Below are 13,110 nucleotides of genomic sequence, written 5' to 3'. Positions count from 1 at the left end.
GCGGAAAACGCGCATTGTTTACCCCGATGGTGAGGACGAACGGATGCTGCGCGCCGCGCAGACGATTCTCAACGAAGGGCTGACCAGACCCATCCTGATTGGTCGGCCCGATGTGATCGCGGCACGTCTGGAGAGGATCGGTTCCAAGTTACGTATCGGGACGCAGCTCGAGGTGGTTGATCCGAACAGCGACCACCGCTACCGTGAATGCTGGACCGCCTATCATGAACTGCGCAAGCGACACGGTGTGACCATCGACATCGCCAAGACGCGCCTGCGCAATGACAACACCATCATCGGTGCCATTCTGGTTCGCCTTGGCTACGCAGATGGGATGATTTGCGGGCTTTCCGGCCGCTTCGCTCACCATTTGCGCCAGGTGGACGAGATCATCGGCCGGGCACCGGGTTGCACCACGCTGGCAGCCATGACCCATCTGCTGCTGCCGGGTCGTGCCCTGTTCCTTTGTGACACGCATGTGAACGAAGAGCCGGATGCCGAGCAACTGGCCGATATCGCGTTGATGGCGGTGGATGCGGTGCGGCGCTTCAAGATCAGGCCCAAGGTCGCGATGTTGTCGCATTCGAACTTCGGCTCGTCGCAAAGTGTTTCGGCTTGCAAGATGGCCAAGGCCATGGCGTTGGTTCGTGCGCGGGCGCCGGAGCTTGAAGTGGACGGCGAGATGCACGGCGAGAGTGCGCTCAGCGAAGCGATACGCAAACAATCAGACCCCGACTCGCCGCTTACGGGAGAGGCGAACGTGCTGGTGATGCCCAATCTCGATGCCGCCAACATCTCGTACAATCTGCTCAAGATGACCGGCGGGGAGGGTATTTCGGTCGGTCCGATCCTGTTGGGCGCGGCGCGCCCGGTGCACGTGCTGGCCCCCACCTCCTCCGTGCGCCGCGTTGTTGACATGACTGCCTTGGTGGTGGTCGACGCGGCGAGCAAGTAGCGCTCCAGGTTCGGTCGCTCTGTAGCCGGCCGCGTTGTGACGGTAGTGGCGGTGTCTGCTCATCCGCGAGCGAGGCCGCACGATGCAGCCATCGTCTGCCCGACGTACTGACGGCCGCGCTTCTTTACAAAAACCGCCAGTCAATGCATCATCGGACGAGCTCTCGCTATAGTTGGAGCTTGACGGTCCACAACGCGTTGGAAGGTCCGATCGCGAAAAATGGCAGCCAATCCGCAACAATCGCCGCTTAGTGGCTTCGCCCGTGCATTGGTACAAGCTGGCCGGCTCAAAGAGGCGGAGGCCGAGGTGCTGCTTGCCCAGGCGGCGGCGAAGAAGACATCGCTGCTTGAAGAGGTGGTGAGTGCCAAGAAGGCGAGCTTTCTCGAACTGGCGCGCTTTGCTTCCGACAAGTTCGGATACCCTCTGCTTGATCTGGCTGCGTTTGACGATGCCAACATCCAGAAAAACGCGATCGATCGAAAGCTGATCGCCAACCACCGCGTCGTGCCATTGCACAAGCGCGGCAACCGGTTGGCAATCGCCATTGCCGATCCCACCAACCTGCGGGCACTCGACGAGATTCGCTTTCAGACCGGCTTGGCGGTTGATCCGGTCGTGGTTGAGGAAAACAAGCTTTCACCCCTGGTCACCAAGCTGTCGGAGTCGACCGAGGATGCTTTGCGCAACCTGTCGAGTGACGACATCAACCTCGAGTTTACGGACGAGCAGGCGGCCGAGAAGGTGGACGATGCGGCGGGCCTGGAAGTCGATGACGCACCCGTCGTCAGATTCATTCAGAAGATGATGCTTGACGCCATCGGCGAAGGCGCCTCGGACATCCATTTCGAGCCGTACGAGAAAAACTATCGTATTCGTTTCCGGACCGACGGGGTTTTGCGTGAAGTGGCGGCGCCACCGCTGGTCATCAAGGAGAAGATTGCTTCGCGGATCAAGGTGATTTCGCGCCTGAACATTGCCGAAAAGCGCGTGCCGCAGGATGGGCGCATGCGCCTGGTGCTGTCGAAGAGCCGGTCGATCGACTTCCGCGTCAGTACCCTGCCGACGATGTACGGCGAGAAGATCGTCCTGCGGATTCTCGACCCGGCGACGGCCAGCCAGGGCATCGATGTGCTGGGCTACGAAGCGGACCAGAAGGCTGTGTTGCTCGAAGCCATCCACCGGCCTTACGGAATGATTCTGGTAACCGGACCCACCGGTTCGGGGAAGACGGTTTCTCTTTATACCTGTCTGAACATTCTCAACCGTCCGGGGGTCAACATCGCGACGGCCGAAGATCCTGCCGAGATACCGTTGCCGGGCATCAATCAGGTCAACGTCGATGACAAGGCAGGATTGACGTTTCCCGTGGCCCTCAAGGCCTTCCTTCGCCAGGACCCCGATATCATCATGGTTGGCGAGATTCGTGACATCGAGACAGCGGAGATTGCGATCAAGGCAGCGCAGACCGGCCACATGGTGCTCTCCACGCTACATACCAACGATGCTCCGGCAACCCTGACCCGCTTGATGAACATGGGTATCCCGACCTTCAATCTGGCGTCGAGCATCCTGCTGATTAGCGCGCAGCGACTGGTTCGCCGCTTGTGTACCTGCAAGAAGCCGCTCGACACGCCCGCCGAGACATTGCTTAATGCGGGATTCGAAGAGAACGATCTTGATGGAACATGGACGCTGTTCGGTCCGGGGGAATGCGATCGTTGCAAGGGCAGCGGCTACAAGGGCCGGGTTGGCCTGTACGAGGTGATGCCGGTAACCGAGGCGATGCAACGCATCATCATGGCGAACGGAACCGAGCGTGACATCGCGACGCAGGCACGCAAAGACGGGGTCATTGACCTCCGCCGGGCCGGCTTGCTCAAGGTCATGCAAGGGCTGACCTCTCTTGACGAGGTACTCGGCAGCACCAACGCTTGAAGAAGAGGACAGAATGGCGACTGCAGCAAAAACCGGCAGAAAAATTTCGTCTGAAGTCAAGGAGTTCGTTTTTCTATGGGAGGGGAAGAACAAGGCAGGGAAGGTCGTACGCGGTGAGCAGCGTGCCTCCAGCCAGACCGTCGTGCAAGCCACCCTGCGGCGCCAGGGAATTCTGGTCAGCAAGATTTCCCGGCAGCACTTCAGAGGTGGCCGGCAGATCACCGACAAGGACATCACACTGTTCACGCGGCAACTGGCGACCATGATGAAGGCGGGTGTGCCCTTGCTGCAAACCTTCGAAATCGTTGGTCGCGGGCATGACAATCCGGCCGTGGGCAAGCTGCTCCTGGATATCAAGGCCGACGTCGAAACCGGCAGTTCGCTCTCGCAGGCCTTCCGCAAGTACCCTCTGCAATTCGATGCGCTTTACTGCAACCTGGTCGGAGCGGGCGAACAGGCCGGCATCCTCGAAACACTCCTTGACCGCCTGGCCAGCTACAAGGAGAAGATGGTTGCCATCAAGTCCAAGATCAAGGCTGCCCTGTTCTACCCGGTAGCGATCATTGTGGTTGCCTTCATCATCACGGCGGTCATCATGATCTTCGTGATTCCGGCTTTCAAGGAAGTGTTCAAGAGCTTCGGAGCCGATCTGCCGACCCCCACTCTGGTGGTCATCGCGATGTCCGATTTCGTCGTGGAATACTGGTGGGCGGTGTTTGGTGGTGCGGGACTTTCGACCTACGCCTTTTTCTATACCTGGAAGCGATCGGAGAAAATGCAGATGGCATTCGACCGGCTCTTCCTGCGCTTGCCGGTTTTTGGCGAGATCATTCGCAAGGCAGTGATTGCCCGCTGGACACGGACATTGGCGACCATGTTCGCTGCCGGAGTTCCCCTGGTCGAGTCGCTCGAGTCCGTCGGCGGGGCGGCCGGCAACTACGTTTACAAGGCGGGGACACGGTTGATCCAGAGCGAGGTGAGTACCGGTACCAGTCTCACCACGGCGATGCAGAACACCCAACTCTTTCCGAACATGGTGAACCAGATGGTGGCGATCGGGGAGGAATCCGGTGCGCTCGATTCAATGCTCAGCAAAGTGGCCGACTTCTATGAGCAGGAGGTCGACGACGCAGTCGAGGCGTTGGCCAGCCTGATGGAGCCGATGATCATGGTCGTTCTCGGCGTGCTGATTGGGGGGATGGTTATCGCCATGTATCTGCCGATCTTCAAGTTGGGTGCTGTGGTCGGATAATGTCGGACGTCTTGGCTGCTGCCGAGCTGGACCCGACCCTGTTCATCGTCCTCAGCGGAGTCCTCGGACTCATGGTGGGCAGTTTTCTCAACGTCGTCATCCACCGCGTGCCACGGATGATCGAACGTGACTGGCGCCAGCATTGTGCTGAACTGCGTGGCGAGAGCATGCCGGCAGAGGAAGCCTTTTCGCTACTCCGGCCGCGCTCACGATGTCCAGCCTGTGGTCATGGCATCACCGCGTTCGAGAATGTTCCGCTGCTTAGCTGGCTGCTGTTGCGTGGCCGTTGCGCGGCCTGCGCGGCGCCGATCTCGGTGCGCTATCCTCTGGTTGAAGCGAGCAGTGCGCTCCTGTGTGCCTTCGCCGCGTTTCATTTTGGCTACAGTTGGGCCGCCGTCGGGGCGATGTTCGTGATCTGGTGTCTGATCGCGCTCACCGCCATTGACTTCGATACCCAGTTGCTGCCGGATTCGATCACCTTGCTGCTACTCTGGGCTGGTTTGCTGTTCAATGTGGCCGGGACCTTCGCCGACCTGCAATCTGCCGTGCTCGGCGCCGCCGCCGGCTATCTCTCGTTGTGGCTGGTCTATTGGGCATTCAAGCTTGCTACAGGCAAGGAGGGCATGGGTTACGGGGATTTCAAGCTGCTCGCTGCGCTGGGTGCCTGGCTGGGCTGGGAAATGCTGCCGCTCACCATCCTGGCCTCGTCCTTGCTCGGGGCCCTCGTGGGCATTGCACTGATCGTCCTTGCCAAGCGCGGGCGACACGTCCCGATTCCTTTCGGTCCCTACCTGGCTGCCGCCGGATTGCTCGCGCTGTTCTGGGGCAAGCCGCTGACGCGCGCCTACATAGGTCTCCTTTAACTGCGGGCAGCTTTCCCGCTGATCGAACCGCCTGCTCGGAGTGGCCGGCCAACCTGCTCCCGGTTCGCGTATAATCGCTCTTTTTCCTGTGCTTTCTGAAGGTTAGTCATGCCGATTTACGCCTATCGCTGCGCCTCCTGTGGTTTTGCGAAGGATCACCTGCAAAAACTCAGCGATCAGCCATTGGATAACTGCCCGCAGTGCGGTCGGGCCTCCTATGTCAAGCAGTTGACGGCCGCCGGGTTTCAATTGAAGGGTAGCGGCTGGTACGCCACCGACTTCAAGGGCGGTAACAGCCAGCGACCATCGGCGAACGAAGGCGCACCGGCGGCCGCAAGCGTGCCGCCTGGCGAGGGCGCGTCAGGCGCAGAAAGTGCACCAAGCTCTTCTGGCGCCAACGGAGCCAGTGCGTGCGCCGGCAACTGATCAAACGCTACTTCATCACCGGGCTGCTGATCTGGGTGCCCCTGGCGATTACCGCCTGGGTGCTGACCCTGATCGTCGGCACTATGGATCAGTCCTTGCGCCTGTTGCCTGAAACGATTCATCCGCGCAATGTTCTGGGCTTCGACATTCCGGGGGTCGGGGCGATCCTGACCCTGCTGATCATTGTCCTGACCGGTCTGCTCGCCGCCAATTTCATCGGGCAGCGACTGGTAGTATGGTGGGAGCGGCTGCTGGCGCGCATCCCTGTCGTCAATTCGATCTACAACAGCGTCAAGCAGGTGTCAGATACCCTGTTTTCCTCGTCCGGCAATGCCTTCCGCAGAGCACTGCTGATCGAGTATCCGCGTCGTGGCGCGTGGACCATCGCCTTTCTCACCGGTCAGCCGGGCGGCGAAGTATTGCGCCATCTGAGCGGCGAGTACGTCAGCGTTTATGTGCCGACGACACCGAATCCGACTTCGGGGTTTTTTCTGATGCTGCCGAAATCAGAGGTGATCGAACTCGAGATGAGCGTCGACACGGCGTTGAAGTATGTCATTTCAATGGGTGTGGTGACTCCACCGGCACAACCACCGAGAGTGGGGAGCGCCGGGACGGTGGCCATCAACGGCCCCAGCTAACTCGGAAGACCGTATGCGAACTCACTATTGTGGACAAGTTGATGCACGCCTCATCGGCCAGGAGGTAACCCTTTGCGGCTGGGCGCATCGGCGTCGCGACCATGGCGGCGTGATTTTCGTTGACCTGCGTGACCGTGAGGGGATCGCCCAGGTTGTCTGCGATCCGGATCGTCCGCTGATGTTCGGGATTGCCGAGTCGGTGCGCAGCGAGTTCTGCCTGCGCGTCAGCGGTCGCGTTCGAGCACGGCCGCCGGGCACGGTCAACCCGAACATTGCGAGTGGCGAGATCGAGATTCTGTGTTACGAGATGGAAGTGCTCAACCCATCGGTAACGCCACCGTTCCAGCTCGACGAAGAGAACCTGTCCGAAAACATCCGCTTGCTGCACCGCGTGATCGATCTGCGCCGGCCGCAGATGCAGAAGAATCTGCAACTACGCTACAGGACGACGCGTGCCTTCCGCCGCTTCCTCGACGACGCCGGCTTCATCGACATCGAAACCCCGATGCTCACCAAGAGTACCCCGGAAGGCGCTCGCGACTACCTGGTTCCGTCGCGTGTCCACCCCGGCCAGTTCTTTGCCCTTCCCCAGTCGCCACAGCTTTTCAAACAGTTGCTGATGGTTGCCGGTTTTGATCGTTACTATCAGATTACCAAGTGCTTTCGTGATGAGGATCTGCGAGCCGATCGCCAGCCGGAGTTCACCCAGGTGGACATCGAGACTTCGTTCCTGAACGAGGGGCAGATCATCGACCTCATGGAAAATCTGATCAGAATGGTGTTCAAGGAGGTGATTGCGGCCGACCTGCCGCAGCCATTTCCCCGTCTCAGTTACACTGAGGCGATGAACCGCTACGGTTCGGACAAGCCGGATTTGCGCGTTACCCTCGAACTGGTTGAAGTGGCGGATGTGCTGAAGGACGTGTCATTCAAGGTTTTCGCCAATGTTGCAAACAGTCCGGGTGGCCGCATCGCGGCACTGCGCATCCCGGGCGGCGCCAGCCTGACACGTGGCGAGATCGACGCCTATACCCAGTTTGTCGGCATTTACGGCGCCCGCGGCCTGGCCTACATCAAGGTCAACGATGTGGCGCAGCTCAATGAATCCGGGCTGCAATCACCAATCGTCAAGAATTTGCATGCGCCCGCACTGAAGGCGATCGTCGAACGCACGGCTGCCTGTTCGGGCGACCTGATCTTTTTCGGCGCTGACAGACGCAAGGTGGTGAACGACGCTCTTGGCGCACTGCGCGTCAAGATCGGTCACGAGAAGGGTTTCCTGAATGGCCGCTCGTGGGAGCCAGTGTGGATCGTGGACTTCCCGATGTTCGACTACGACGAGGACGAGCGGCGCTGGACCGCCTGCCATCATCCCTTTACCAGCCCGAAAGACGAGCATCTGGCACTGCTCGACAGCGATCCGGGGCGTTGCCTGGCCAAAGCGTATGATCTGGCACTGAACGGTTCCGAATTGGGCGGTGGGTCGGTGCGGATCCACCGCGCGGCAGTGCAGGAACAGGTTTTCAAGGCACTGGGTATTTCGGATGAAGAGGCACAGTTGAAGTTCGGCTTCCTGCTCGAGGCCCTGAAGTACGGCGCGCCACCGCATGGCGGGCTGGCCTTCGGTCTCGATCGCATCGTGACCATGATGGCCGGTGCCGAGTCGATCCGTGATGTAATCGCCTTTCCGAAAACGCAACGGGTGCAGTGTCTGCTCACCGATGCGCCGAGCGGCGTAGACGAAAAACAGTTGAGGGAACTGCATATCCGCCTGCGCCAGCGAGTCGAAACGCAGGTCCAGATCGCTCAAGGCTAGCCCGTGCCGAAAGTCATCGCTTTTCTCCGGCTGGTCCTGCTGGTCCTGCTGGCCGGTGGCTTGAGCGGATTCGCCCAGGCGCGCGCGGCGCGAGATCTCCAGAGCGTCACTCTGGACGCCCTGCCGCCCGAAGCCGCGCATACCCTTCACTTGATCCGTCAGGGTGGACCTTTTCCGTATCCACGCAAGGATGGCAGCAGCTTCGGCAACTTCGAGAAACGCCTGCCGCTGCAGCCGCGCGGTTACTATCGCGAATACACGGTGCCTACCCCAGGCCGGCAAGACCGTGGTGCCCGGCGCATCATTGCCGGAACCGGGCGAAGTGGTGATGTCGCCACTTCCGGCGAGTACTACTATACCGACGATCATTACCTCAGTTTCCGCAGGATACGCGAATAGCCATGGGCCGGGATGAGTTGCTCTCATTGCTCGAAAACCCACGACAGAGCGGGGTTTACCGCCTGCCTCTGAACGGTCAGGAGGCCGTGAAGCAGGCTGCCCGGGTCGCCGGTTTCGCCTGTCTTGACGTCAACCTGGAGGATGCCGGGTCGATAGGCAGCGCACTCGAACGACTCGGGCGAGACCTCGATTTTCCCGACTGGTACGGCCGAAACCTTGATGCGCTGAAGGATTGTCTGACCGATTTCTCGTGGTGCGAAGCGGCGGGTTACATGTTGATCATACGCAATGCAGAGAGGTTGCTTGTGGCAGCACCGGAAGCGTTCGACGCCCTCAACGAGGTGTTCGCTGCCGCCATTGCCGAGTGGCGTTCGCAGGACTACCCACTGTGGGTATTCTATGATCTGCGAGCTGACGAGCGGGCGACACTTCCGACGCTGGCATGAGCGAGTACAAACGGCCGGTATCGGTGCTGGTTGTCGTGCACACTCCGGATCTGCAGGTACTGTTGCTCGAACGGGCAACCCACCCCGGCTATTGGCAGTCGGTCACCGGTAGCCAGGAGGAGGGCGAAGGCTTGGCTGACACAGCTTTGCGCGAGCTGGCCGAGGAAACCGGGATCAAGGCGCTCAACCTGGATTTGCGCGATTGGCAACTGAGCAACCGATACGAAATCTTCAGCGAGTGGCGGCACCGCTACGCACCGGGTGTGCGCTACAACACCGAGCACGTCTTCTCACTGCAGGTAGCGACAGCCTTGCCCGCCGTGCTCGCTGAGGGCGAGCATCTCGGCTACTGTTGGCTGCCGTGGCGGTCCGCTGCCGCGAAGTGCTTTTCGTGGAGCAACCGCGACGCGATTCTCATGTTGCCGGAGCGCCTGGCCTTGTCAGGATGCTGACCTGCTGCAGGCAGGTCGGACAATAACAGCCTGCAGCAGGGTCCGGGACGCGCAGCAGAGCAGGTTGCTGCAGGCACCAGCAGGAGAGCCCGGCGACGGCGCCACAAACAAAACGGCCCCCACAGAGCGGGCAGGTCGCGTTCACGAAAGCTGGTTCGGTGATTGTCATGGCGTGGTCAGTTTCTGGCCAGTAGCCCTTCGGCAATCCAGCGCTGCAGAAAGCCGGCTGCCATTCTGGCCGGGTCCGGGTCGCCGGCCTCGGCAATCAGTGTGCAACAATCGGCAAAGGTCGCCGCTTGGCGCAGGGCGTGGAGGATTAACGCTTCGGTGGCGTCGGCTGATCGCCAGCAGCAGTCAAGCTTGGGACGCCAGACGAGAAGCGTGTGTGGGCCATATTCCGGCGCGTCGTGGACGCCTTCCGGGTCGGTCTCGAGCGCCTTCCAGATCGGCTCGACACGCCAGTTCAGATCGACCAGCTGTAGCGATGGCACGAGGCTGAAGCGCTTGTAGGGCCACTCCTCCGGTCGGAGTGCAGCGAGGTCGTTGACGAGCATCGCCGGCGCATCGGCTGCATCGAAGGCCGTGCGTGTTGCCCAGTCCATGCGCGCCAGATCGACCAGGGCGGGATGCGGCACGAGCTGCAGGTTGGCGGCAAGAAAGTCGGCAAGCGAGTCGCCGAACCAGCGAATCGAACGCAAACGCGAGGGATGCTGGTCAATATACGCATGCGCCAAGGCGTCGAAGGAAACATCGCCAAGTGCCGTTTGAAAGACGGGAAAATTGTCGCTCAAAGCGGCGGTCAAGCGTGTGTGGTAAGCCTGCAGGTAGATCCGGAAACCGCCGGCCAGTTCTGCCCCCTCTTCAGAGAACAGGCCGGGTGTCGGGTAGCCGTTGAGGATCGCCTGTTGGCAACGCTCCTGCAGTTTCGCCAAGGTGTTCATGCGGCTTGTCGCTGCACAGCCCGGGCACGCCGTGCCACTCGACGCGCCTGGTCGAGTTCGCCGAGCAGCATCTGTAGTGGAGGAATATCGTCATCGCGCTCGATCATCGTCGGGACGGGCCCCAAGCGGCGGATTGCATAAGCGTAGAGCTCCCAGACCGCGTCACAGACTGGGTGATCGTGCGTGTCGATCAGGTAATCGCCATGATCCTCATGCCCGGCAAGGTGGATCTGACGAATGGCGCCGATCGGCAGTGCGTCGATGAAGGCACGCGCATCGAAACCGTGATTGGTGCTGCTCACGTAGACGTTGTTCACGTCGAGCAACAGCTCGCAGCCGCCGCGCCGGACCAATTCGGCGAGAAACTCCCATTCGCTCATTTCGTCGCCGCAGTAACGCACATAACTTGAAACATTCTCCAGCAGCAGCGGCTGGCCGAGAGCATCCTGAACCTGGGCCACACGCGGTAGCAGGTGCTGCAGGCACTCCTCGGTGTAGGGCAGGGGCAGCAGGTCATGCAGGTTGAGCGCCGACGTGCCGGTCCAGCACAGGTGATCAGACACCCAGGCTGGTTGAATCCGCTTGGCCAGCGTGCACAGTTGTTGCAAGTACGAACGGTCCAGTTCATCACTGCCGCCGATGGACAAGGAGACACCATGCATCACCATTGGATAGTCGCGGCGGATGCAGTCAAGATAGTGCAGCGGCTTCCCCCCGGGAACAAGATAGTTTTCCGAGATGATCTCAAGCCAGTCAACTGGCTGTCGACTGGCGACAAAATCCCGATAGTGTTCGCTGCGTAGCCCGAGGCCGAAACCCTCGACGGTCTGCTGCATCGTATCTGCTCCGAATTGGCGCGGTGAGGGGCGCCGCTGCTGAAGTCCGCGTCGTCACTCACCGCGGCAGTGGTAGGCTTACTTGACGACCTTGCCACCTGCGTCGGTGCATTCCTTGGCGCTGGCTTTGCTCACCCAGCCCTGCCCCTTGCAGGAATTCGTTCCCTTGCACTCGCTCTTGGCTGTCTTGCACTCGGAATGTCCCTTGCAGGAATTGACCCCTGCACAGCGGACCGTTGCAGCATCTGCTGCATAGACGCTCGGTGCGGCGATCGTGCCGGCAGCGAAGAGGGCTGCCGCAGCAGCGGCGATGGTAACACCAGACATTTGTTTTGACATGGTTTTCTCCTATGGGTGGTTGGTCTCTGCCGGAACCGGTCGGGCTGCAAATCGTGTTCCGACACAGCTTAGACGCGAATACACACGAAATGCTTACACATCGGGAAAACTTTTTTCCGCCGGGGCATTGGGGAACTGACAGGGAGCGATTGCGATCCTCTTGTGAGTGCAAACTGCCACGCGTCGGCTGCCGGCACCGCTTTCCGGGTTTCTGCCTTGCGATCAAATGTCCGGTCGCACGTGCGAACTTTTTCTATCTTTAGCACTCTCATGCGGCGAGTGCTAAAATGTCCATACGAAGTGGCGTGCAGGAGGAACAATTCACATGACTCAAGCCCTGGCTTTTCCGACGATATCGGCAGCCGGTAGTATCGATGCATACATTCAGGCCGTCCGACAGTTTCCGTTGCTGACCGAGGAGGAAGAGTTTCATCTGGCCACCCGCTTTCGCGAAGAGGATGATCTGGATGCGGCGCGGCAGTTGGTCCTTTCGCATCTCAGGTTGGTGGTCGCCATTTCGCGTGGCTACCTGGGTTACGGTCTGCCTCACGCGGACCTCATCCAGGAGGGTAATATCGGTCTGATGAAGGCGGTCAAGCGGTTCGACCCGGGCCGGGGGGTACGGCTCGTTTCGTTCGCCATCCACTGGATCAAGGCCGAGATCCATGAGTACGTCCTCAGGAACTGGCGCATGGTGAAGGTGGCCACGACCAAGGCGCAACGCAAGCTCTTCTTCAATCTGCGTAGTCTGAAGGCCAGCAGCGACACACTGAATCCGGCCCAGGTTAGCGATATCGCGCACCGGCTCAGCGTCAAACCCGGCGACGTGCTGGAAATGGATACCCGCATGTCGGGACACGATCTGGCGCTTGAGGGCGAGGGCGGCGATGAGGAGGTGTTCGCACCGATCGCCTATCTGGCTGACCCCGCAAGCGAGCCGGGTCGGGTGCTCGAAGCGCGCGCCCGCGCCCACCTGCATGGTGATGGTCTGCAGGCTGCCCTGGCGGGTCTCGACCCGCGCAGCCGCCGCATCGTGGAAGCGCGCTGGTTGACCGAAGACGACCCGGCAACACTGCACGATCTCGCTGCAGAATTCGGTGTTTCAGCCGAGCGAATTCGCCAGATTGAAGTCAAAGCGATGCAGAAGATGCGCACTCGTCTGGCGCCGCTGGTGGCCAGTACCTAGCGTCAGCTTTCAACTCCTTGGTTGGTCGGCAGTTTCACGGCGAGTGCTCAACGCCTTTCGGCATCAGGGATAGTGGCGGAACGCTCGATCGCCGCCACGGAACTGGTGATCGACGCGTGCTCAACGCCTTTCGGCATCAGAGATAGTGGCGGGAGCCGATCGGAATCGACCAGGGCAAATCGATCATTGTGCTCAACGCCTTTCGGCATCAGAGATAGTGGCGGTCGTTCCGCCGCGCCCTGCTTTCCGCCTACGATCCGGTGCTCAACGCCTTTCGGCATCAGAGATAGTGGCGGTGCAATTTCCCGATAAAAACGACACAGGAAGGACCCGTGCTCAACGCCTTTCGGCATCAGAGATAGTGGCGGGGGGGATACGAATTACGGTCCACGGCCTGTTGAGTTGTGCTCAACGCCTTTCGGCATGTTAGTGCAACATGCTTTCTGTAAATTTCCTTCGAGCTGGAAAGGCGTTGCCGTGTGGCCCGCAGCGATGAGGGCGCGTAGCGCCCGAAGAGCGGAGGGCGGCTCGGCAACGCGGCGCGAAGCCAGCCGGCCTGTATCCCAAGTGATTCTTTCGGGGCACTCTTACCCAAACCTTCGAAGGAGTCGACAAAATGGCGC

At 60.4% G+C, this 13,110-nt stretch carries 15 protein-coding genes and 1 CRISPR repeat array; of the genes, 11 read left to right on the top strand and 4 right to left on the bottom strand.

Annotated features, from left to right (window positions below):
* From JNK99_RS03405 to nudB, 10 genes are all read left to right on the top strand, one after another.
* Nucleotides 1–955 (top strand): phosphate acyltransferase (locus JNK99_RS03405; RefSeq protein ID WP_291848640.1); only part of this gene is annotated, 955 nt, incomplete at its 5' end.
* Nucleotides 956–1,174: 219 nt separating this feature from the next.
* Nucleotides 1,175–2,890: a type IV-A pilus assembly ATPase PilB gene (pilB, locus tag JNK99_RS03400; protein WP_291848637.1), complete on the top strand. Its 1,716-nt coding sequence runs from the start codon at nucleotides 1,175–1,177 to the stop codon at nucleotides 2,888–2,890.
* 13 nt (nucleotides 2,891–2,903) lie between these two features.
* Complete coding sequence (locus JNK99_RS03395) at nucleotides 2,904–4,142, top strand: type II secretion system F family protein (RefSeq protein WP_291848634.1); 1,239 nt, start codon at nucleotides 2,904–2,906, stop codon at nucleotides 4,140–4,142.
* Nucleotides 4,142–5,005, top strand: coding sequence for an A24 family peptidase (locus JNK99_RS03390; protein WP_291848631.1), 864 nt, complete (start codon nucleotides 4,142–4,144; stop codon nucleotides 5,003–5,005). The genes JNK99_RS03395 and JNK99_RS03390 overlap by 1 nt, the downstream gene beginning before the upstream one ends.
* Before the next feature lie 108 nt (nucleotides 5,006–5,113).
* A complete protein-coding gene (locus JNK99_RS03385) occupies nucleotides 5,114–5,431 on the top strand; it encodes an FmdB family zinc ribbon protein (protein WP_291848628.1) in 318 nt (105 codons plus the stop codon).
* On the top strand, nucleotides 5,416–6,072 hold the full coding sequence (locus JNK99_RS03380) for a DUF502 domain-containing protein (RefSeq protein WP_291848625.1): 657 nt from the start codon (nucleotides 5,416–5,418) through the stop codon (nucleotides 6,070–6,072). The genes JNK99_RS03385 and JNK99_RS03380 overlap by 16 nt, the downstream gene beginning before the upstream one ends.
* 13 nt (nucleotides 6,073–6,085) lie before the next feature.
* On the top strand, nucleotides 6,086–7,888 hold the full coding sequence (gene aspS, locus JNK99_RS03375; RefSeq protein WP_291848622.1) for an aspartate--tRNA ligase: 1,803 nt from the start codon (nucleotides 6,086–6,088) through the stop codon (nucleotides 7,886–7,888).
* Between the two features lie 3 nt (nucleotides 7,889–7,891).
* On the top strand, nucleotides 7,892–8,287 hold the full coding sequence (locus JNK99_RS03370; protein WP_291848619.1) for a ribonuclease domain-containing protein: 396 nt from the start codon (nucleotides 7,892–7,894) through the stop codon (nucleotides 8,285–8,287).
* Between the two features lie 2 nt (nucleotides 8,288–8,289).
* Nucleotides 8,290–8,733 carry a barstar family protein gene (locus JNK99_RS03365; protein ID WP_291848616.1) on the top strand — a complete coding sequence of 148 codons (444 nt, stop codon included), beginning with the start codon at nucleotides 8,290–8,292 and terminating at the stop codon, nucleotides 8,731–8,733.
* Complete coding sequence (nudB, locus tag JNK99_RS03360) at nucleotides 8,730–9,185, top strand: dihydroneopterin triphosphate diphosphatase (RefSeq protein ID WP_291848613.1); 456 nt, start codon at nucleotides 8,730–8,732, stop codon at nucleotides 9,183–9,185. Before JNK99_RS03365 ends, nudB begins: the two co-directional genes overlap by 4 nt.
* Here nudB and JNK99_RS03355 read toward each other — a convergent pair.
* From JNK99_RS03355 to JNK99_RS03340, 4 genes are all read right to left on the bottom strand, one after another.
* The gene (locus tag JNK99_RS03355) at nucleotides 9,148–9,354 is read right to left on the bottom strand and encodes a cysteine-rich CWC family protein (RefSeq protein ID WP_291848610.1); all 207 of its coding nucleotides are present in this window, start codon (nucleotides 9,352–9,354) and stop codon (nucleotides 9,148–9,150) included. The two genes, nudB and JNK99_RS03355, sit on opposite strands and share 38 nt — an antisense overlap.
* A 7-nt stretch (nucleotides 9,355–9,361) precedes the next feature.
* Nucleotides 9,362–10,126: a DNA-binding domain-containing protein gene (locus JNK99_RS03350; protein ID WP_291848607.1), complete on the bottom strand. Its 765-nt coding sequence runs from the start codon at nucleotides 10,124–10,126 to the stop codon at nucleotides 9,362–9,364.
* On the bottom strand, nucleotides 10,123–10,962 hold the full coding sequence (locus tag JNK99_RS03345; RefSeq protein WP_291848604.1) for a DUF692 domain-containing protein: 840 nt from the start codon (nucleotides 10,960–10,962) through the stop codon (nucleotides 10,123–10,125). Before JNK99_RS03345 ends, JNK99_RS03350 begins: the two co-directional genes overlap by 4 nt.
* A gap of 78 nt (nucleotides 10,963–11,040) precedes the next feature.
* Nucleotides 11,041–11,301, bottom strand: coding sequence for a hypothetical protein (locus tag JNK99_RS03340; RefSeq protein WP_291848601.1), 261 nt, complete (start codon nucleotides 11,299–11,301; stop codon nucleotides 11,041–11,043).
* Between the two features lie 325 nt (nucleotides 11,302–11,626).
* Here JNK99_RS03340 and rpoH point away from each other — a divergent pair, with 325 nt between their 5' ends.
* Nucleotides 11,627–12,487, top strand: a complete 861-nt coding sequence (gene rpoH / locus JNK99_RS03335; protein WP_291848598.1) for an RNA polymerase sigma factor RpoH — start codon at nucleotides 11,627–11,629, stop codon at nucleotides 12,485–12,487.
* A 43-nt stretch (nucleotides 12,488–12,530) separates the two neighbouring features.
* A CRISPR array of direct repeats spans nucleotides 12,531–12,927; the repeat unit is 36 nt; unit sequence GTGCTCAACGCCTTTCGGCATCAGAGATAGTGGCGG.
* Between the last annotated feature and the right edge of the window lie 183 nt (nucleotides 12,928–13,110).

This window comes from Accumulibacter sp. (assembly GCF_016789985.1).
Lineage (GTDB): Bacteria > Pseudomonadota > Gammaproteobacteria > Burkholderiales > Rhodocyclaceae > Accumulibacter.
This window is presented reverse-complemented; position numbering and strand designations above follow the sequence as displayed.

Excerpts from the sequence above, each read along its gene's own strand:
- JNK99_RS03350 (WP_291848607.1), bottom strand. The coding sequence starts at position 10,126 with ATGAACACCTTGGCGAAACTGCAGGAGCGTTGCCAACAGGCGATCCTC.
- JNK99_RS03395 (WP_291848634.1), top strand. The coding sequence starts at position 2,904 with ATGGCGACTGCAGCAAAAACCGGCAGAAAAATTTCGTCTGAAGTCAAG.
- JNK99_RS03355 (WP_291848610.1), bottom strand. The coding sequence starts at position 9,354 with ATGACAATCACCGAACCAGCTTTCGTGAACGCGACCTGCCCGCTCTGT.
- JNK99_RS03385 (WP_291848628.1), top strand. The coding sequence starts at position 5,114 with ATGCCGATTTACGCCTATCGCTGCGCCTCCTGTGGTTTTGCGAAGGAT.
- pilB (WP_291848637.1), top strand. The coding sequence starts at position 1,175 with ATGGCAGCCAATCCGCAACAATCGCCGCTTAGTGGCTTCGCCCGTGCA.
- JNK99_RS03340 (WP_291848601.1), bottom strand. The coding sequence starts at position 11,301 with ATGTCAAAACAAATGTCTGGTGTTACCATCGCCGCTGCTGCGGCAGCC.
- aspS (WP_291848622.1), top strand. The coding sequence starts at position 6,086 with ATGCGAACTCACTATTGTGGACAAGTTGATGCACGCCTCATCGGCCAG.
- JNK99_RS03390 (WP_291848631.1), top strand. The coding sequence starts at position 4,142 with ATGTCGGACGTCTTGGCTGCTGCCGAGCTGGACCCGACCCTGTTCATC.
- rpoH (WP_291848598.1), top strand. The coding sequence starts at position 11,627 with ATGACTCAAGCCCTGGCTTTTCCGACGATATCGGCAGCCGGTAGTATC.
- JNK99_RS03345 (WP_291848604.1), bottom strand. The coding sequence starts at position 10,962 with ATGCAGCAGACCGTCGAGGGTTTCGGCCTCGGGCTACGCAGCGAACAC.
- JNK99_RS03365 (WP_291848616.1), top strand. The coding sequence starts at position 8,290 with ATGGGCCGGGATGAGTTGCTCTCATTGCTCGAAAACCCACGACAGAGC.
- nudB (WP_291848613.1), top strand. The coding sequence starts at position 8,730 with ATGAGCGAGTACAAACGGCCGGTATCGGTGCTGGTTGTCGTGCACACT.